Source organism: Rhizobium sp. J15 (genome assembly GCF_002531825.1).
Taxonomy (GTDB): Bacteria; Pseudomonadota; Alphaproteobacteria; order Rhizobiales; family Rhizobiaceae; genus Rhizobium.
In genome coordinates, this window is the sequence record NZ_NWSX01000007.1 from 188750 (window position 1) to 207753 (window position 19004).

Here is a 19004-nt window from a genome sequence, read left to right on the forward strand (position 1 = left end):
AGGCGCGCTGGCGTGACTGACATAGAGAAGAATGGGGATTGGGACCACTCCCCTGGACAGGCTGCCGTCAGGAGAGTGCCGAGGCTTGCAAGCATCGGCAAGGCGCGGAAACCGCCGCGGCACCTGCCGATCTTATGATGCGCCGGATTAGCCGACGAGGCCGCAAACCATGGCGACGACGAACAGGAATGCTGCGGTGAAGATCGCTCCGTGGAGCATGGTCTGAAGCCTGTTACGCGCGGTCAGCGGCTTCTTGTCCGCGACGGAACCATAGTGGTTCACGTGAGTATGCGAAATACCCAGATCTGCCATATGTTGCCTCCGTTGTTTTCCTGCGGCCGGTTGTGCGGCTCGGTTTATAAATATTTTCTCTATCAGGTAGGTAGAGATAAATTTCCGTCCAGAGCGAGCGGAAGAGAAAATTCAACCAGCTCTATCAGCAGAGCGTGCGCCATGCCCAGATCCACGAGCGCTCGACGGCGCTCTCGTCCTGCGGCGGGTTGGAGGGAGTGTCGATCAGCCTGCGGTCCTTTTCGGCAGGAATGGATACCGAGATCTGTTCCCCGCGGTCGGCTTTGACGGGAGGATCGAGGTAGCCCATGGTCATGCCACCGAAAAAGAACATGCCTCAACCTCCATCGATCACGAAAGCTAACAATCGTTAACAGGATCATGACAGAAGCGGGGCAGCTGTCAATAGTCTAGTTGGTTGGTCGTCTTTTAGGGAAGCGTTAGCCTTAACGGTCGCGCGGGGCTTTTCTTTTCAAGGGTTTGAAAAGATTGCTCTTCAGGCTTTGACGAACCCCTTGCTGGCGATCATCAAATTTCTCGTATAGTCCTCGCGGACGGCGCCCTTCGCCAGCTCTTCCGAGCTCAGGCGTTCGACGACCGCACCGTTGCGCATCACGGCGAGCCTTTCGCACATATGGGTGATGACGCCGAGATCATGGCTCACCATTACGAAGGTAAGCTTGCGGTCGCGCCGGATCTGTTCGAGCAGGTTCAGGACCTCGGCCTGCACCGAGGCATCCAAGGCCGATGTCGGTTCGTCGAGCAGCAGGATCGACGGTTCGACGATCAGCGCCCGGGCGATTGCCACACGCTGCCGCTGGCCGCCGGAGAGCTGGTGCGGATAGCGGAAACGGAAGCCGTTACCGAGGCCGACTTCGTCGAGCGCCCGGGCGATACGCCGGTCGCTGTCGCCGATGCCATGGATCGCAAGCGGTTCGAGCAGAAGCCGGTCGATCGTCTGGCGCGGATGCAGCGAACCATAGGGATCCTGAAAGACCATCTGCACGCGCCGATAGAAACTCTTGCTGCGTTTTGCGCCTCGAAGCGCTTCCCCCTCGATCTGGATCGTCCCGCCGCTGACCGGCGCAAGCCCGGCAACGGCGCGCAGCAAGGTCGATTTTCCCGAACCGGACTCGCCGACAAGGCCGAAGGACTCGCCGCTTTCGACCGCGACGCTGACATCCTTCAATGCATGAAATTCGTCATAGACGACGCTGAGATTGTCGATCTGGAGCGCTGCGCTCATGCCGCCCACTCCGGCTTGCGATCGAGCACCGGCAGCGGATGGCGGTTTGCGCCGATCTCAGGCATGCAGTTCAGCAGCCCCCTGGTATAGGGATGCTGCGCTTGTTTGAGATCGGCGGCCGCGAGCTCTTCGACGATCTTGCCTGCATACATGACGATGACGCGGTCGCAGAAGGAAGAAACCAGCCTCAGATCGTGGGACACGAAGATCAGTCCCATGCCGCGCTCCGACACCAGCCTGTCCATGATCCGCAGCACGTCGAGCTGGACCGTCACGTCGAGCGCCGAGGTCGGTTCGTCGGCGATCAGCAGTTCCGGTCCGGCAATCAGCATCATGGCGATCATAGCGCGCTGTCCCATCCCGCCCGAAACCTCGTGCGGATGCAGGTCGAAGACGCGTTTGGGGTCGCGGATCTGCACCGCCTCCAGCATGGCCAGCGCCCGCTCGCGCGCCTCCGCCTTGCCGACCCTCTCATGCGTGCGCAGCGTTTCGCAGATCTGCCGCCCGATCGTCATGACGGGGTCGAGCGAATATTTCGGATCCTGCAGGATCATGGCGATGCGCTTGCCGCGCAGCCTGCGCCTTTCGCCGGCGGAAGCCTTGAGAAGGTCGATGCCGTTGAAATCCAGCCTGTCGGCGGTGACGACGCCGTGTTTCGGCGTCAGTCCCATGATGGCCCGGCCGGTTTGCGACTTGCCGGAACCGGATTCACCGACGATGCCGAGCCTTTCCCTGCCAAGCGTGAAGGAAACGCCGCGAACGGCCTCGATCACGCCGGTGCGGGTGGGATAGCTGACCTTGAGCTTGTCGACCGTCAGAAGTGTCGTCATTGGCCGCTCTCCTTCGGATCGAGCGCGTCGCGCAGTCCGTCGCCGAGCAGGTTGAAACCAAGGCTGACGATGAGGATGGCGATGCCCGGCATCGCTGCGACCCACCATTGATCCAGGATGAAGCGCCGGCCCGAGGCGATCATCGCGCCCCATTCCGGCAGCGGCGGCTGCGCGCCGAGACCGAGGAAGCCGAGACCGGCCGCCGTCAGGATGATGCCCGCCATATCGAGCGTCACGCGCACGATCAGCGAGGAAATGCAGAGCGGCATGACATGGCGCACGATGATGCGCAGCGGCGAGGCGCCCATCAGCTTCACCGCCGAAATATAGTCGGATCGCCGGACCGTCAGCGTCTCGGCGCGCGCGATGCGGGCATAGGGCGGCCAGGAGGTGATGGCGATGGCGATGATGGCATTTTGGATGCCCGGGCCGAGCGCGGCGACGAAGGCGAGCGCCAGCACCAGCTTCGGAAACGCAAGGAAAATATCGGTGATGCGCATCAGCGTCGCATCCACCCAGCCGCCGGCATAACCCGAAACCGTGCCGACGATCAGCCCGATCGGCGCGGAGATGATGGCAACGAGCACGACGACGAGCAGCGTCAGTCGCGATCCGTGAACCAGCCGCGAAAAGATATCGCGGCCCTGATCATCCGTGCCGAGCAGGAATCCGCTCGTTCCCGGCGGCAGCAAGCGGGCATTGCGCAGATCGCCGACAACAGGATTGTGCGTGGCGATGAGATCGGCGAAAGCGGCAACCAGCAGCAGCGCGACGATGATCATGAGGCCGACGACGGCGAGCCTGTTTGCGGTGAACTGCCGCCAGGTGACGTAGGCGCGGCCGAGGCGGGCCTGCAGGCGCGATTGCGGCCGGTCGGAAAGCAGCCATTCGCGGCGGCTCATCGCTGGAGATGGGGTGGCGGGCGCCGTCATCGGCTTCGCGTCCTCGGGTCGAGCGTCCGGTAGAGAAGATCGGACAGAAGGTTGATGCCGATGAAGACAGTGCCGATGACGATGGTGCCGCCGAGCACGGCATTCATATCGGCATTCTGCAGCGAATTGGTGATGTAAAGCCCGATGCCCGGCCAGGAGAAGACGGTTTCGGTCAGAACCGAGCCTTCGAGCAGGCCGGCATAGGAAAGGGCGATGACGGTCACAAGCGGCACTGCGGCATTGCGCAGCGCGTGGCCCCAGATCACCCTTGTTTCCGACAGCCCCTTGGCGCGCGCGGCAACGATATATTCCTGCGAAAGCTCGTTCAGCATGAAGCTGCGCGTCATGCGGCTGATATAGGCGAGCGAGAAATAGCCGAGCAGCGAGGCGGGCAGGATGATGTGACGGAAGACGTCGTAGAAGACGTCCCATTGCCCCTGCCAGGCGCTGTCCAGCAGATAGAAGCCGGTGATCGGCGTGAACGTATATTCGAAGACGATATCGATGCGGCCGGGAAAGGCCACCCAGCGCAGTTGCGCATAGAAGATGACGAGCGAGATCAGCGCCAGCCAGAAGATCGGCACCGAGTAGCCGATCAGGCCGATGACGCGCACCACCTGGTCGGCGATGCTGCCGCGCCGCACGGCGGCGAGAACGCCGAGCGGCACGCCGACGCAGGCGCCGATCAGTGTTCCCAACGTCGCGAGCTCGATCGTCGCCGGCATGACGCGGCGGATATCGACCATGACCGGATTGGTCGTCAGCACCGAATTGCCGAAATCACCGGACAGCACCCCTTTGATATAGATGTAGAACTGCTGATAGAGCGGCAGATTGAAGCCCATTTCCTGGCGCACACGCTCGACGACATGGGTGGGCGCGCGGTCGCCGAGAATGGCGAGCACGGGATCGATCGGCACGACGCGGCCGATGAAGAAGGTGACGGCCAGCAGGCCGAGATAGGTGGTGACGGCGGCGAACAGGAAACGTCCCGCCGCCTTCACGAAGACGCCGGCACGGCCCTTGCGGGGCCGCGCCTCCTGCCTGGTTTCGACGGTGCTCAAGCCACTCAACCCCGCCGGATCATTCCTTGGCGATCGGGCCGACGAAGTTGGTGTCGAAACTCGGACCCAGCTTGAAATCCTTCAGGCTCTTCCGATAGCCGGCCACTTCGGTCTGCTGGAAGATGATGACGAAGGGGCTGTTGGCGAGGAACTTCTTCTGGACATCCTCGTAGATTGCCGCGCGCTTGGCGCCGTCACGCTCGAGCAATGCGGCCTTGGTCTGCTTGTCGAGTTCCGGCGCTTCCCAGGTGTTGCGCCAGGCGAGCGTCTTCACCGTGCCGGCGTCGGAATTGTCGGGGTTGCTGGTAAAGGTGTCGGCATTGGAATTCGGGTCGAAGTAATCGGAGCCCCAATTGCCGATATACATATCGTGGGTGCGGGCGCGATATTTGGTCAGCGTCTGCTTGCCGTCGCCGGGGATGATCTCCAGCTTCACGCCGGCCTGCGCCAGCGTCTGCTGCATGGATTCGGCAATGCCGGTCACCGGCTGCGTGTTGCGCACGTCCATGGTCACCGAGAAGCCGTCGGGCACGCCGGCCTTGGCCAGCAGCTCCTTGGCCTTGGCGACATCGAGCTTGTAGGGATTTTCGTCGAGAGCGCCGAGCTGACCCTCCGGCAGGAAGGTCTGGTGGATCTCGCCGATGCCCTTGATCAGCGTCGCGCCGATCGCATCGTAATCGACCAGATATTTGAAGGCCTCCTGAACCTCGGGCTTCTTCAGGTTCTCGTTCTTGTTGTTCAGGCTGACGTAATAGATCGTGCCCTTCGGCGCACTTGTGGTCGCCAGATCGGCATTCTTGGAAACGGCGTCGATGTCGCCCGGCTCGAGGTTGCGGGCGATATCGATGTCACCGGCTTCGAGCGCCAGCCGCTGCGCCGAGCTTTCCTTCATGTAGCGATAGATGACGCGGTTGAGCTTCGGCTTGTCGCCGTAATAATTGTCGTTGCGCTCCAGCACGACGACTTCGTTGGCGCGCCATTCGCGCAGCTTGAAGGCGCCGGAGCCGGCATAGCCGGTCTTCAACCATTCATTGCCGAAATCATTGTCGTATTTGTGCTCGGCATCCGGCGTCACGGCCTTCACATGCTCCAGCACCAGCTTCTTGTCGACGACGGAAGCGACGGTCGCCGTCAGGCAATTGAGCACGAAGCTCGGCGCATAGGCCTTGTCGACCGTGAAGACGAAGGTATTGGCGTCGGCCGCCTTGGCCTTTTCGGTGACGTTGTCGCCGGTCAGGCCGAACTGCGTGAGAATGAAGGCGGGGCTCTTGTCCAGCTTGACGGCGCGCTCGAACGACCAGGCGACATCTTCGGCGGTAATCGGATTGCCAGAGGCGAATTTCAGGCCGGGTTTCAGCTTGAACGTATAGGTGAGGCCGTCATCCGAAACGCTCCAGCTTTCGGCGAGATCGCCTTTCACCTTGGATGTATCGGCAAGATCGAGGCGGACAAGCAGGCTGTAGCTGTTGCTGGTGATCTCCGCCGTCGAAAGCTCGAAAGCCTCGCCGGGATCCATCGTGATGATGTCGTCGATGGCAAAACCTTCGACAAGCGTGTCCTTGGGCGTTTCGGCGAAGGCGGAAGGTGCCGTCATCATCAGGAGCGAAAGGGCGGCTCCTGCGGAGAGAATGCGGATATTGCGGCTGAGCTTGGTGATCATCATGGTCTGTTCCCCTGTTCTTGATTGATTACGAAGCGTTAGGTCGGTCATTCCCCATTAAACTATTGTCCATTCCGAGCGCGTCCAGAGGCGCGCGGCGCTTTAGGCGCGGTCTTCCCGCCAAGCTTGCGCCAGAATACGAAGCCAATTTTCACGGGCAAGTTTCGTGAGATCCTCCTCACCATATCCAACCTCCCGGAGAGCGACAATCAGCTTCTGATTGCCGGCCGCATCGCCGATTTCCTCAGGAATGGTGGCGCCATCGAAGTCCGATCCGAGCGCCACGCAATCGATGCCGATGCGGTTCACGAGATAGTCGATATGGCGGATCATATCGGCAAGCGGCGTATCGCTGTCCGAGCGGCCGTCGGCACGCAACATGGCGGTCGCATAATTGACGCCGACGAGACCACGGCTTTCACGGATCGCATCGAGCTGCCTGTCCGTGAGGTTGCGCGCCACCGGCGTCAGCGCGTGGGCATTGGAATGGCTGGCGACCAGCGGCTGGTCAGTTGTTTTCGCCACGTCCCAGAAACCCTTCTCGGTGATATGGGCAAGGTCGATCAGGATACCGAGACGATTGCATTCCTTCACCAGCGCAAAGCCCGCGTCGGTCAGGCCGGGCGCGGTATCCGGCGACATCGGGAAGGCGAAGGGCACGCCGTAACCGAAGACATTGTGCCTGCTCCAGACGGGACCGAGCGACCGCAGCCCTGCCGCATGAAACACTTCGAGCGCCGAGAGATCGGCGCCGATCGCCTCGCAGCCTTCCATGTGCAGGACGGCGGCGAAGACGCCGTCCGCCATGGCGCCGCGGATATCCTTGACCGTCCGGCAGAGCCGCCAGGCGCCCGCCCGGTGGAGCCGCAGCGCGATCGCCGCCATCTCGTTGGCAACGACGAGAGAAGGCAGCGGGTCGAGAGGAGCCGCCATCGGCGTGACATAGCGGCCTTCGGCATCCGGATCGGCAAAGACGAGATCGCCGGAGGGAATATAGATGGCGCAGAGGCCGCCGGAGAGGCCGCCTTCCCTGGCTCGATGCGCATCGATATGGCCGGCCGTCGTGCCGTCTTTGAATTCAGCGATCGGATCGTTGCCGTCTTTTGCGTGTGTCCAGAGCCGAAGAAGAACGTCGTTATGACCGTCGAATACGAATTGCATTTGGCTTCCTGCACTGGCCGAGGCGGGCGTATGACGTGGCAGAATAGAAAAGCTGACGGGATTCGCCATCTCTTTTTTAAAAATCTGCGTCGTCTTCAAGAGCTTCGCCGCAAATGGAAACGGGGGCCGAAGCCCCCGCATGGTGATCGGTTCTCACTGATCGAGATCAGTGCTTGCGCCTTTTCTTCTGCCTGTAGACGTCGACGACGACGGCCGCGACGATGATGACGCCCTTGACGATTTCCTGGTAGTAGGCGTCGATCCTGAGGAACGTGAAGCCTGACGTCATGACGCCGAGGATGATGGTGCCGATGACGGTGCCGGTGATGCGTCCGACGCCGCCGGTCAGCGAAGTGCCGCCGATGACGGTCGCGGCGATCGCGTCGAGTTCGTATCCGACGCCCATGCTCGCCTGTGCGGTTTCAGCACGCGCCGCCGTGACGATACCGGCAAGCCCGGCGAGCAATCCGGCAATCACGTAGACCTTGACGAGATGCGCCTCGATATTGATGCCCGAAACGCGCGCGGCCTGCGGGTTCGCGCCGATGGCATAGGTGAACTTGCCGTAGCGGGTGTAGCGCAGCGCAATGTGGAAGATCAGCGCCACGACCAGGAAGACGACGACCGGCCAGGCCTTGGTCCCGATGAAGTGGAACTGCTCGGTGATGCCGGAAACCGGCTGTCCCTTCGTATACCACTTCGCGATGCCTCTGGCCGAAACGAACATGCCGAGCGTTGCGATGAACGGCGGGATCTTCGTATAGGCGATGAGCGCGCCGTTTATGAGACCGGCAGCCGCCCCGATCAGGAGGCCGATCATGATCGGCACGACGGCGGGCAGATCGGTCAGCGAGGGGAAGACGGCCCGTCCCCAGGTGGAGGATTGGGCAAAACTCGTCGCGATCATCGCCGTCATGCCGACGACCGATCCCGAGGAAAGGTCGATGCCGCCGGTAATGATGACCTGGGTGACGCCGACGGCGATGATGCCGATGACGGAGACCTGCAGGATCATGATCGTCAGGCGCTGCGAGTTCATCAGGAAGCTCTGGCCGATGAACAGCCAGCCGAGCACTTCATAGACCAGCGCGATGCCGACGAGCACGAGGAAGATGCTGAGTTCCGGCGGCATGCGCCGCCGTCTCGGCCGGGTTGCGAGCGGGGCGGTGCCCTCTGCTGCCTTGCTATTCATGTCAAACCTCCCTTGGGCGATCACAGGCGGCGCGTCACCGCGCAGCCAGCTCCATCACCTTGATCTGCGTTGCTTCATCGCGATTGAGGAAACCGGTCACGCGGCCTTCATGCATGACCATGATGCGGTCGCTCATCCCGAGCACTTCGGGCATTTCGGACGAGATCATGATGATCGCGACGCCGTTTCGCGCCATTTCGGTGACCAGGCGGTGGATTTCGGCCTTGGCCCCGACATCGATGCCGCGCGTCGGCTCGTCGAGGATCAGGATCTTCGGATGGGTGAGCAGCCAGCGCCCGATCAGCACCTTCTGCTGATTGCCGCCCGAAAGATTCTCCACGCGTTCGTACAGGTTGGGCGTTTTTACGCGCAGCCTCTTCGCCATGTCTTCGCAGGTCGCCTCGAGCGCGCCCTGCTGCACGAAGCCACCCTTGACGTATCTGTCCTGCAGAACGGCGATCTGCATGTTTTCAAGAATATCGAGGATCAGCAGGCAGCCGGTATCCTTCCGGTCCTCCGTCAGGAACGCCATCTGATGGCGGATGGCGTCGGTCGGCGAGGCAATGTTCACCGGCTTGCCGAAGAGTTCGACCGAACCGGAGCTTGCCGGCGTCACGCCGAAAAGCGTTTCTGCCACATTCGACCGCCCGGAGCCGACGAGGCCGGCCACGCCGAGGATCTCGCCAGCCCTCACCTCGAAGGAAACGTCGCGGAAGACGCCATTGAGACAGAGATCCTTGACGGAGAGCACGACCTCGCCGATCGGCACTTCTTCCTTCGGAAACATCTGGGTGATCTCGCGCCCGACCATCATGCGGATGATGTCGTCGCGGGTCACCTCGGTCGAGGCATGCGTGCCGATATAGCGGCCGTCGCGGAAGACGGAGAACTCGTCGGCGATCTCGAAAAGCTCGTTCATCTTGTGGGTGATGTAGACGATGCCGATGCCCTGGGACCTGAGATCGCGGATGATGCGGAAAAGATGCTCGACCTCGCGCTCCGTCAGCGCCGATGTCGGCTCGTCCATGATGAGGACGTCGGAATTATAGGAAACCGCCTTGGCGATCTCGACCATCTGCCGGTTGGCGACCGAGAGGTGGCGGACTTCGATTTCGGGATCGAGCGCGATGTTCAGCCGGGCAAACAGCTCCTCGGTCATGCGGCGCATCGCGCCATGATCGACGAAACCGAAACGGTTCTTCGGCTCGCGGCGGATCCAGATGTTTTCCGCGACGGTCATGAACGGCATCAGGTTCAGTTCCTGATGGATCATGGCGATCCCGTTCTCCAGCGCGTCGAGCGGGGATTTCAGCCGGATTTCGGCGCCCTTGAGGCGGATATCGCCCTTGTCGGGCGTATAGATGCCGGCGAGGATCTTCATCAGCGTCGATTTGCCGGCGCCGTTTTCGCCCATCAGCGCATGCACGGAGGCGCGCTTCAGCCGGAACTGCACGTCGTCGAGTGCGATGACGCCTGGAAATTCCTTGCGAACGCCCTCGGCGCTCAAGAGATATTCCGCATTCGGAACCGCGCCGCTTGCGCGCACGGCTGCCATGGTTGTCGGGCTGACGGCCATATCATCTCCTCCGGATACGGACAGGCTGAAAGGATGCGGGCCGAGCCCGCATCCTGCTTGGCGTTCGCCTCAGTTCTTGGCGACGAAGTCCTTGACGTTTTCAGGCGTGACGAGCTGGAAGGGGATGTAGACCTTCTTCTCGACCTTTTCGCCCTTGGCGATCTTGAGCGCCGTATCGAGCGCGCCCTTGCCCTGGCCGGCCGCGTCCTGGAACACGGTGACGTCGAGGTCACCTGCCTGCATGGCGGCAAGCGCGTCCTGCGTGGCGTCGACACCGCCGACGACGACCTTGGTCATATCCTTGCCGGCAGCCTTCAGCGCCTGGATGGCGCCGATCGCCATTTCGTCGTTGTTGGAGATCACCGCGTCGAATTCGATGCCGCTGGAGAGCCAGTTGGTCATCAGGTCGGCGCCCTGGGTGCGGTCCCAGTTGGCCGTCTGCTCTTCGACGATCTCGATGCCCTTGCACTCGTCGGTCTTGACGACGTCATGAATGTCCTGGGTGCGCATGCGCGCGGCCTGGTTGGAAAGCTCGCCCATGATGACGACGGCCTTGCCCTTGCCACCGAGAATGCGGCAAATTTCCTTGGTCTCCAGCGTGCCGGATTCCTGCTCGTTGGAAGCCACGAAAGCCTGCTTTTCCGGCAGCGTGTCGACGTTGACCGGCTGGCGGTTGACGTAAACCAGCGGAATGCCGGCATCGGCCGCGAGCTTCGACATCGCCGTCGTCGCATCGGTATCGACAGGGTTGACGATGATCGCATCGACCTTGGAGGCGATGAAGTTCTGGATCTGGCTCTGCTGCTTGGAAACGTCGTTCTGTGCGTCTTCGACCTGCAGCGTCACGCCATTCAGCGTCTTTGCATAATCGGTCATGCCGTTGCGCAGAACGGTCAGGAAGTTGTCGTCGAACTTCGCCATCGACACGCCAACCGTTTCCGCGTGGGCCGCCGTCGACATGACGAGCGCCATCGCAGTGCCCAGGATAAACTTTTTCATTTCACTTCCTCCACAAATGGTGCCCGGCTGCACCCTCCTCACGCCGGAGCTCCAGGCTATTTGCCCTGAGAGCTGCAATCCCCTGCATGCACCACCTCTCCCGTGGCACCCCGCAAAACGGAACAAACAAACCGTAAAATTTGTTATGCGGAATATTTATTCCATTTTCTGGGAACGGCGTCAAGTCTCTTTAGCGGCGATGAGGCGAGGATGGCGGCATGGCAGCCCGACGCCGCGACCGGCATCCGCATTCCCTCCATTGTGAAAAACGAAGGCCGCCTCCATCTATGCGGGATCGCGGCCAGCACACGGCCTTCGGCCTCTTGCTGCGGTCCGATCGTTTGAAGATTTTTGGAGACAGGACTGATGTCCATTTCGATCTATCGCCTTACCGTTCCCATGTTCCAGCGCGGGCTTGCCAGCCTGAAAACCTATCTCGACAAGGCCGAAGCCTATGCGCGGGAAAAGAATATCGATCCTGCCATATTGGTTTCCGCCCGCCTTGCGCCCGACATGCTGCCGCTTTCCGGCCAGTACCAGCGCGCCAGCGACAGCGCCAAATTCGCCGTCGCCCGCCTGAGCGCGACCGAAGCGCCGAAATTCGAGGACAATGAGAAGACGATCGACGAACTGCGCGAGCGCCTGGCAAAGACCGAAGCCTATCTCGCCGGCTTCTCGGAGGAAGCACTGGAGGGCACGGAAAGCCGTGAGATCACCCTACCGGGCAAGAGCGGAATCGTGCTCCCGGGCAGCGAATATGTCACCATCTTCGCCTTGCCGAACTTCTATTTCCACGTCGCCACCGCCCATGCGATCCTGCGCAATCAGGGCGCGCCGATCGGCAAGCGCGATTATCTCGGCTGATCTGACATCTTATATGAGGGCCGGCGGATCACCGGCCCTTTTTCCGTCAGCTCGGTATAGGCGAGCGTTTGGTCCAAATGCCGCGCTCTGAGCGAAAGCAGCTTTTCGGCATAGGCAAGTCGCACCGCGGCACGGGCCGGATCCGCCGCAATATTGTTCAACTCCATCGGATCCTCACGGAGATCGAAGAGCAGCGGCGGCAGCGCGGTGAAATGCACATATTTGAACCTAGAATCGCGGATCACGGCGAGATTGCATTCGTTGGAGCCGATGCCGAAATGGCGCTCAGCATCGCTCCCGGCAATGTCGCGGAAATCGAATTCCCAGAATGCCGCGTCCCGCCAGGCCTCCGCGCGCCCGCCTTGGACGAACGGCATGAGCGACCGGCCATCGAGACCGTTCTTCGCGTCGATGCCAAGCCTTTGGCAAAGGGTCGGAAAAATATCGGCGGCACTGGTGAAATCGTCGACTACCCCGCCGGCAGCAGCGCTTGCAGGATCGCGAATGACAAGCGGAATATGATAGCTGCCGTCGAAGAAGCCGCCCTTCCCGAGCGTCCAGTGATCGCCCGCCATCTCCGCGTGGTCGGAGGTAAAGACGACAAGCGTATTCTCCCAGGCGCCCGCGTCCTTCAGGGCCTGCCAGATGCGGCCGAGCTGGTCGTCGACCTCCGCTATCATGCCGTAATAGATCGCCCGGATCGCCGCGAAATCCTCCCCGTTCCAGCCGCTGAGCGGCCCGCTGGCGCCGTGGACGAAACTGCTCTTGCCGGAGCGCGGCATGGCATAGGCGAGATAGGGATGACTGTCCTCTTCCGCCTGGGCGTTTGCCGCGCGGGCAAAAGCCGGCCCGTCACCTGGCTTGAACATCCGGTTGAACGGTTCCGGCACGGAAAAGGGCGGATGCGGACGCAGGAAAGAGACATGCGCAAACCACGGCCTGTCCTGTTCGCCCATCCAGCGGATGAACTCGCCGGCCAGGAAAGCCGTCTGCGTCTCGTCACGCGAATAGGCCGGCGCCGCATCGGAGATTTCTCCCGGCTCTGCGCCGACGGGAATATGGATGTCACGGCTGACCGCATCGGCATGGCCGCAGGACCTGAGCCAGGAGAGCCACTGCCTCTCATGCTCGGGCAGAAGCTGGCGAGCGGTGAAGCCCGGCAGCACGCCTTCATAGGTCGTCAGGTGCGGATCATTGGCATCCATGCCGCGCGGATCGGGCGCCGTGTCGGTATAGCCGAACAGCGTCGGATCGTATCCCGCCCGCCGGGCCGCCAGCGCCAGATTGTCGAAGCGGGCATCGAGCGGCGAACCATTGCGGCAGACGCGATGGTTCATCTGGTAGAGGCCGGTATAAAGTGTCGCCCGCGCCGGCGAGCAGGGTGCGGCCCCGGCATAGTGCCGCCGGAACAGCGTGCCTTCCCGCGCCAAAGCATCGACGGCAGGCGTTTTCACGCAGGCATGGCCCAGGGAAGACAGGCAGTCGCCGCGCCACTGGTCCGCTGTGATCAGCAGAACGTTCGGCCGGCGGCCCGTTTCAATTCCGGTTGGCTCAATGCTGGTTGGATTTTGCATGCCAGTCCCAGGCGGAGCGGATGATCTGACTGAGATCATACTGCGGCACCCAGCCGAGCACGTCGCGCGCCTTGTCGTTGTTGGCGACCAGCGTGTGCGAATCGCCTTCGCGCCGGCCGATATATTCGACCGGGAAAGGCCTGTTCGACACGTCCTCGATCGCGCCCAGCAATTCCTTCACCGTCGTGCCGGTGCCGGTGCCGAGGTTGAGCGCAACGGACTCTCCGCCCTTCAACAGATATTCGACGGCACGCACATGCGCATCGGCAAGGTCGAGCACATGGATATAGTCGCGCACGCAGGTGCCGTCGCGCGTCTCGTAATCGCTGCCGAACACCTTGAAACCCTGGCGGCGGCCGAGCGCGGCATCGATCGCCAGCGGGATCGCATGGGTTTCCGGCTGGTGCCACTCGCCGATCCGGCCTTCGAAATCGGCACCGGCCGCATTGAAGTAGCGCAGCACCACCGAGCGCAGGCTCTTATACTGATCGTAGTCGGCGAGCGCCTGCTCGACGATATATTTCGTCCGCCCATAAGGATTGATCGGCACCTGCCGGTGCGTCTCGTCGAGCGGCACGCTCTGCGGCAGACCGTAGGTCGCGCAGGTGGAGGAGAAGACGAAGGCGTTGATCCCGGCCGCCTGCGCCGCCGAAAGCAGCGTCAGAGTGCCGATCACATTGTTCTCGTAGAAGGAAAACGGATCCTTGACCGATTCGCCGACCTCGATCAGCGCTGCGAAATGCAGGATCGCCGCCGGCTTGTGCTTGGCAAGCACCTCGTCCAGCCGGGCGCGGTCGCGAATATCGCCTTCCTCGGCCGGCCCCCATTTGACGAACTCCCGGTGACCGTTCGAAAAATTGTCGAAGACGACAGGCTTATAGCCCTTGTTCGCCAGGTCGAGACACGTATGCGAGCCGATATAGCCGGCGCCGCCGACCACAAGAACCGTTTCACCTGCCATGCACCACCCTTGTCATTCAATGAGAGATAGGCGGAACCTAGACGAGATACACGTCAATAAAAAGAAGGAACTTCAATCCGCTTGAACGGGCAATACGTCGAATGCCGAAGAGCTCCCGACCGACTGGAGTACGCCGCGAAGCATTGCTGTGGGCCTTCGCGCATTATTCGCGTGATTTGCATAACCGCCTGCTCTAGTGGGCGAAGAATGATTTGCGCGGAGGGCATGACATGAAGAAGGCGATCATCGTCTGGGGCGGCTGGGAGGGCCATGAGCCCGAACAATGCGCCTGGATCGTCGCCGAGCTCCTGCGCGAGGACGGTTTCGCCGTCGACGTGACCGGAGATCTCGGCATCTTCGCATCGCCTCAGCTCGCCAAGACCGATCTTCTCGTGCCCATCATCACCGGCGAAACGCTGGAAAAGCCCCATGCCAGCGCCCTTGTCGAGGCGGTGCGCGGCGGGCTGGGGCTCGGCGGCCATCACGGCGCGCTTGCCACCTCCTTCAAGGAAAGCGCCGCCTTCCGTTACGTCTCCGGCGTCACCTGGGTCGCGCATCCCGGCAATATCATCGATTTCCACGTCGGCGTCACCCGCCAGGACGACCCCATCATGGAGGGCATTCCAGACTTCGACTATCACTCGGAGCAATATTATCTGCATTACGACCCGAGCGTCGAAATCCTCGCGACGACGACTTTTACCGGCGCTTATGACCCAGCAGCGCGCAATGTCGTGATGCCCGTCGTCTTCAAGCGCCATTTCGGCGCCGGCCGCATCTTCTATTCGGCTCTCGGCCACGTCGCCGCCGAATTCGACCATCCCTATATGCCGCTGATTCTGCGCCGCGGCCTGGGCTGGGCCGCCCGCCAGTAGCGTCGGGCAGGTCTCTTCTGTGCCAATCCGGACAGGAATCCGCTCGGCGTCTTTGCTGAAATTGCTTTAAAAGGCTGCTTTCCGTTGCCCCTCGTTTTCGATTTCGGGGACCGGCTCGCCATAGACCCGCATCAGCCGCCCGGCCGCCTTCAGCTTTTCGATGAGATCATTTCCATCGGGCGAGGCCTTGGTCAGCTCCAGCTGCTCGAATTCCTTGAGCGCCTGCATCCAATGGCTTTCCCCACGCCCCTCCGGCCGGCCTTCCGATTCCCACAGCGAATAAGCGCGCTGGCTGACCCAGGCGTCCCTATTGTGACTCATTACCAACCCCAGCCGAAAAATTTGGAAGCAGATATCGATAGCAGCAAGGTGCCAAACCCGGCTTTAGGAGTCGTTACGAGGCAGCGTTATTTTTTGGCTAACGTCCATGATTCGGCGAGACTAACCGCCGATAAAGTCATACGAATTCACGATACGATATACCGGCAACTCCTCCCTCGGCAGCTTGGACTGATTTGATTACCGAGTTAGGCTCGGCGCGAAACGACAGCAGGGATCCATGGCAGCAAAGACGACGCTCAACGCGAAGAACCTGGAAGCTCTCGGGGCGCAACGTCTCGCCGAACTGCTGATCGAAATCAGCACCGGCAGCGCCGCCCATAAACGGCGGCTTCGCATGGAACTGGCCGGCAATCAGGGCAGTACCGAGGTCGCGCGCGAGATCCGCAAGCGCCTCGGCAGCATCGCGCGAGCGCAGAGCGTCATCGAATGGCATAAAGTAAAAACCGTCAACGCGGACCTTGAAACGCAGCGATCCGCGATCGTCACCGTCGTGGCCGCCGACGATCCGAAGGAAGCGTTCGATCTCATCTGGCAATTCCTTGCCGTTGCCGATTCGATATTCCATCGATCCAACAGCAGCGACATCCCCTTCATCGAGACGTTCCATCAGGCATGTGCCGATGCCAGCATCATCGCCAGATCCGCAGGCATTGGCATCGATGTCCTTGCCGACAAGGTCTTCGCTGCGCTGCAGAACAACGACCACGGGCAATATGATCCACTGATCGCCGAGATGGTTCCGGCGTTGGGCAAGGACGGCTTGGAGCGTTTGAAGAGCCTTCTGGTGCAATGGTCGAACGAAGCGGAGGAGAAGCCTGCCGACGCCGACCGGGAAATTCTCGGCTGGGGCGGCAGTGGGCCGATCTACAAGGACGAAATCTACGCCAGCCATCGGCGACAGACCGCACGCATCGCTCTGCAGGAAATTGCCGATGCCCAGGATGATGTCGACGCCTTCATCGCCCAGCAGCCGAAAGAGACGCTGAGGACGCCGATGGTCGCGTCAGAGATTGCCAACCGCTTGCTCTCGGCTGGACGCGCCGAGGAGGCATTGAGGATTTTGGACCGCGCCGATCACAGGGGGCGGTTCGAAGTGCCTTTTGAGTGGCAGCGCGCCCGCATCGAAACACTCGATGCGCTCGGACGGGAAGAGGAGGCGCAGGCCTATCGATGGCAGTGCTTCGAGCGATCGCTGAACGGGGAGCATCTTCGCGCTTTCCTGCGAAAGCTCGCCGACTTCGACGACATCGAGGCCGAGGAAAAGGCATTCGCCTTCGCCCACGATTTTCCGGATGTTCATCAAGCCCTTGCCTTTTTCCTTGCGTGGCCCGCACCTGCCGAGGCGGCGAAACTCATCTCCAGGCGCCAGGCGGAACTGGACGGCAATCTTTACGAACTGATGACACCGGCCGCCGAGATGTTGCGGGAAAAATACCCGCTCGCGGCAACCACGGTGCTGCGGTCGATGATCGGTTTCGCTCTCGAATACGGCCGATCCAGCCGTTACAGGCACGCCGCGCGCCATCTTGCCGAATGCGCGTCGCTCGCGCCCCATATCGATGATTTCGGCAGCGCCCGACCTCACGACACCTACGTCACCGAGCTGAAGCGCCAACATGGAAAGAAGCATGGCTTCTGGAGCCTGATACGTTAGGCCCGATATCCGATTTCACAAACAGAAAGGACACCACATGACTGGAACTTCGTGGCATGCAGATCCGCTGGCCTGGGGCAATGGCCCGCGCATTTTCGAAGTATTCCTGGAGCCCACCTGCCCGTACTCCGTCAGAGCGTTCGGCAAGCTCGATGCGCTTCTCGATCAAGCCGGCAAAGACAAGATCACGATCAAGATCCGCCTGCAGTCGCAGCCCTGGCATATGTATTCCGGCGTGATCGTCCGCTGCGTCATCGCAGCCTCGACCCTGGAGGGCGGCAAGGAGACGGCGAAGAAAGTTCTAGCCGCCGTCGCCGCGCATCGGGAGGAATTCGAATTCGAGCGTCATGCTGGCGGCGCGAATATGGATGTGACGCCGAATCAGATCATTGAGCGCCTCGAAAGCTATAGCGGCGTGAAGCTCAAGGACGCCTTCGCGATTCCCGATCTCGACCGGGAAATCAAATGGCACTGCAAATATGCCCGGCAAAACGGCATTCATGTCTCCCCGACCTTCATCATCGACGGTCTGGTGCAGGCGGATATGAGCAGCGGCGATGAAATTGCGGTCTGGGTGAAGAAGGTGCTGGGTAACTGACGCCAGCTATGCCGGCGTCCGAAAATCACAAGCGCTGGCACCAGAAAAAATTATGGCGGAGAGGGTGGGATTTGAACCCACGATACCCTTGCAGGTATGCCGCATTTCGAGTGCGGTGCATTCGACCACTCTGCCACCTCTCCGCGGTCAGGTCGGCGCTTGTTCGGCGCGGGCGTTCTCATAACGGGCATATGACAGGTTGGCAAGCCGAAAAGTCAAAGCATTCCATCCTTTTGCCTTGACACTTTTTTGTCACTCGCGTATCTCGGCTGCGCAATAGGTTCGGAGTAATCCGTGCCTTGCCAGTCCCACGCTCGCGTGGGGCTTTTCACCGGCAGGAAGAGCTCGAGGCCAGCCCTCTGAAATCCCTGCTTAACTTCGACTGATAAAAAGACGGCCACCCTGCTGATCAGCGGGGAGAGCTGGAACGAACATGAAAGGATAAAAAATGTTCGCAGTCATCAAGACCGGCGGCAAGCAGTACCGTGTGGCAGCCAACGACGTGCTGACCATCGAGAAGCTTGAAGCATCCGCTGGCGACTCCATTGAATTCACCGAAGTTCTCGTGATCGGCGAAGGCGCCGACGCGGCGATCGGTGCGCCCTTCGTAGCCGGCGCCTCCGTCAAGGCGGAAGTCGTCGACCAGACCCGCGGCAAGAAGGTCATCGCCTTCAAGAAGCGCCGCCGTCAGAATTCGAAGCGTTCGCGCGGCCATCGTCAGCATCACACGGTCGTCCGTATCACGGACATCGTGGCTGCCAAGTAAGATCAACGGGACAAGGTTTAAAGGAGAACTCCAATGGCACACAAAAAAGCTGGCGGTTCCTCGCGCAACGGTCGCGATTCCGAATCCAAGCGCCTTGGCGTGAAGAAGTTCGGCGGCGAAGCCGTCATCGCAGGCAACATCATCGTGCGTCAGCGCGGTACGCAGTGGCATCCCGGTTCCAACGTCGGCCTCGGCAAGGATCACACGATTTTTGCGCTTACCGCCGGCAATGTGAACTACCGAACGAAGGCCAACGGTCGCGTCTACGTGTCTGTCATGCCGAAAGCGGAAGCAGCGGAATAAGCCGGTAGCGCTCAAAAACAGCCGGCGTCTCATCGACCCGGCTGGCCGTACCAGGTTCAGTCCAGAAAACAGGGGAGATGGGGCGCCATCTCCCCTTTTTCTTTGTCCAAACAGGA

General features: G+C 61.2%; 20 protein-coding genes and 1 tRNA gene. 6 read left to right on the forward strand and 15 right to left on the reverse strand.

Annotation, left to right across the window (positions count from 1 at the left end):
* Nucleotides 1–147 precede the first annotated feature (147 nt).
* The 11 genes from CO670_RS32910 to CO670_RS08785 form a co-directional block, all read right to left on the reverse strand.
* On the reverse strand, nt 148–312 hold the full coding sequence (locus tag CO670_RS32910) for a hypothetical protein (protein ID WP_176538899.1): 165 nt from the start codon (nt 310–312) through the stop codon (nt 148–150).
* Between the two features lie 124 nt (nt 313–436).
* Complete coding sequence (locus tag CO670_RS08740) at nt 437–625, reverse strand: hypothetical protein (RefSeq protein ID WP_097589873.1); 189 nt, start codon at nt 623–625, stop codon at nt 437–439.
* A gap of 162 nt (nt 626–787) precedes the next feature.
* On the reverse strand, nt 788–1537 hold the full coding sequence (locus tag CO670_RS08745) for an ABC transporter ATP-binding protein (RefSeq protein WP_097589941.1): 750 nt from the start codon (nt 1535–1537) through the stop codon (nt 788–790).
* A complete protein-coding gene (locus CO670_RS08750; RefSeq protein WP_097589874.1) occupies nt 1534–2367 on the reverse strand; it encodes an ABC transporter ATP-binding protein in 834 nt (277 codons plus the stop codon). The genes CO670_RS08745 and CO670_RS08750 overlap by 4 nt, the downstream gene beginning before the upstream one ends.
* The gene (locus CO670_RS08755; protein WP_097589875.1) at nt 2364–3299 is read right to left on the reverse strand and encodes an ABC transporter permease; all 936 of its coding nucleotides are present in this window, start codon (nt 3297–3299) and stop codon (nt 2364–2366) included. The genes CO670_RS08750 and CO670_RS08755 overlap by 4 nt, the downstream gene beginning before the upstream one ends.
* Nucleotides 3296–4363 (reverse strand): ABC transporter permease, encoded by a 1068-nt coding sequence (locus CO670_RS08760; protein ID WP_097589876.1) that lies wholly within the window; start codon nt 4361–4363, stop codon nt 3296–3298. Before CO670_RS08760 ends, CO670_RS08755 begins: the two co-directional genes overlap by 4 nt.
* Before the next feature lie 19 nt (nt 4364–4382).
* The gene (locus tag CO670_RS08765) at nt 4383–6026 is read right to left on the reverse strand and encodes an ABC transporter substrate-binding protein (RefSeq protein WP_097589877.1); all 1644 of its coding nucleotides are present in this window, start codon (nt 6024–6026) and stop codon (nt 4383–4385) included.
* A 99-nt stretch (nt 6027–6125) separates the two neighbouring features.
* Complete coding sequence (locus CO670_RS08770; RefSeq protein WP_097589878.1) at nt 6126–7184, reverse strand: dipeptidase; 1059 nt, start codon at nt 7182–7184, stop codon at nt 6126–6128.
* Nucleotides 7185–7350: 166 nt separating this feature from the next.
* Nucleotides 7351–8376, reverse strand: coding sequence for an ABC transporter permease (locus CO670_RS08775; RefSeq protein ID WP_097589879.1), 1026 nt, complete (start codon nt 8374–8376; stop codon nt 7351–7353).
* Nucleotides 8377–8410: 34 nt separating this feature from the next.
* Nucleotides 8411–9952 carry a sugar ABC transporter ATP-binding protein gene (locus CO670_RS08780; RefSeq protein WP_097589880.1) on the reverse strand — a complete coding sequence of 514 codons (1542 nt, stop codon included), beginning with the start codon at nt 9950–9952 and terminating at the stop codon, nt 8411–8413.
* Between the two features lie 69 nt (nt 9953–10021).
* Nucleotides 10022–10951: a sugar ABC transporter substrate-binding protein gene (locus CO670_RS08785; RefSeq protein ID WP_088677430.1), complete on the reverse strand. Its 930-nt coding sequence runs from the start codon at nt 10949–10951 to the stop codon at nt 10022–10024.
* Nucleotides 10952–11317: 366 nt separating this feature from the next.
* Here CO670_RS08785 and CO670_RS08790 point away from each other — a divergent pair, with 366 nt between their 5' ends.
* On the forward strand, nt 11318–11815 hold the full coding sequence (locus CO670_RS08790; protein ID WP_097589881.1) for a DUF1993 domain-containing protein: 498 nt from the start codon (nt 11318–11320) through the stop codon (nt 11813–11815).
* On the opposite strand, the gene CO670_RS08795 is transcribed toward CO670_RS08790, so the two are convergent.
* Both CO670_RS08795 and galE read right to left on the reverse strand, forming a co-directional pair.
* Nucleotides 11803–13389 (reverse strand): alkaline phosphatase family protein, encoded by a 1587-nt coding sequence (locus tag CO670_RS08795; protein WP_097589882.1) that lies wholly within the window; start codon nt 13387–13389, stop codon nt 11803–11805. The two genes, CO670_RS08790 and CO670_RS08795, sit on opposite strands and share 13 nt — an antisense overlap.
* Complete coding sequence (galE, locus tag CO670_RS08800; protein ID WP_097589883.1) at nt 13367–14350, reverse strand: UDP-glucose 4-epimerase GalE; 984 nt, start codon at nt 14348–14350, stop codon at nt 13367–13369. Before galE ends, CO670_RS08795 begins: the two co-directional genes overlap by 23 nt.
* Before the next feature lie 230 nt (nt 14351–14580).
* Here galE and CO670_RS08805 point away from each other — a divergent pair, with 230 nt between their 5' ends.
* Nucleotides 14581–15225, forward strand: coding sequence for a ThuA domain-containing protein (locus CO670_RS08805; RefSeq protein WP_097589884.1), 645 nt, complete (start codon nt 14581–14583; stop codon nt 15223–15225).
* Nucleotides 15226–15291: 66 nt separating this feature from the next.
* Here CO670_RS08805 and CO670_RS08810 read toward each other — a convergent pair whose 3' ends face one another.
* The gene (locus CO670_RS08810; RefSeq protein WP_097589885.1) at nt 15292–15546 is read right to left on the reverse strand and encodes a DUF2934 domain-containing protein; all 255 of its coding nucleotides are present in this window, start codon (nt 15544–15546) and stop codon (nt 15292–15294) included.
* A 238-nt stretch (nt 15547–15784) separates the two neighbouring features.
* Between CO670_RS08810 and CO670_RS08815 the strand changes: the two genes are divergently transcribed.
* Entirely contained in the window at nt 15785–17221 is a 1437-nt protein-coding gene (locus tag CO670_RS08815) for a DUF6880 family protein (RefSeq protein ID WP_097589886.1), read from the forward strand.
* A 37-nt stretch (nt 17222–17258) separates the two neighbouring features.
* Entirely contained in the window at nt 17259–17819 is a 561-nt protein-coding gene (locus CO670_RS08820) for a thioredoxin domain-containing protein (protein WP_097589887.1), read from the forward strand.
* A gap of 53 nt (nt 17820–17872) precedes the next feature.
* Here CO670_RS08820 and CO670_RS08825 read toward each other — a convergent pair.
* A tRNA-Ser gene (locus CO670_RS08825) sits at nt 17873–17962 on the reverse strand.
* Nucleotides 17963–18267: 305 nt separating this feature from the next.
* Between CO670_RS08825 and rplU the strand changes: the two genes are divergently transcribed.
* Together rplU and rpmA are read left to right on the forward strand one after the other, a co-directional pair.
* Nucleotides 18268–18585, forward strand: coding sequence for a 50S ribosomal protein L21 (gene rplU / locus CO670_RS08830; RefSeq protein ID WP_007824851.1), 318 nt, complete (start codon nt 18268–18270; stop codon nt 18583–18585).
* A gap of 33 nt (nt 18586–18618) precedes the next feature.
* Nucleotides 18619–18888, forward strand: a complete 270-nt coding sequence (gene rpmA / locus CO670_RS08835; RefSeq protein WP_004127267.1) for a 50S ribosomal protein L27 — start codon at nt 18619–18621, stop codon at nt 18886–18888.
* Nucleotides 18889–19004: the final 116 nt, after the last annotated feature.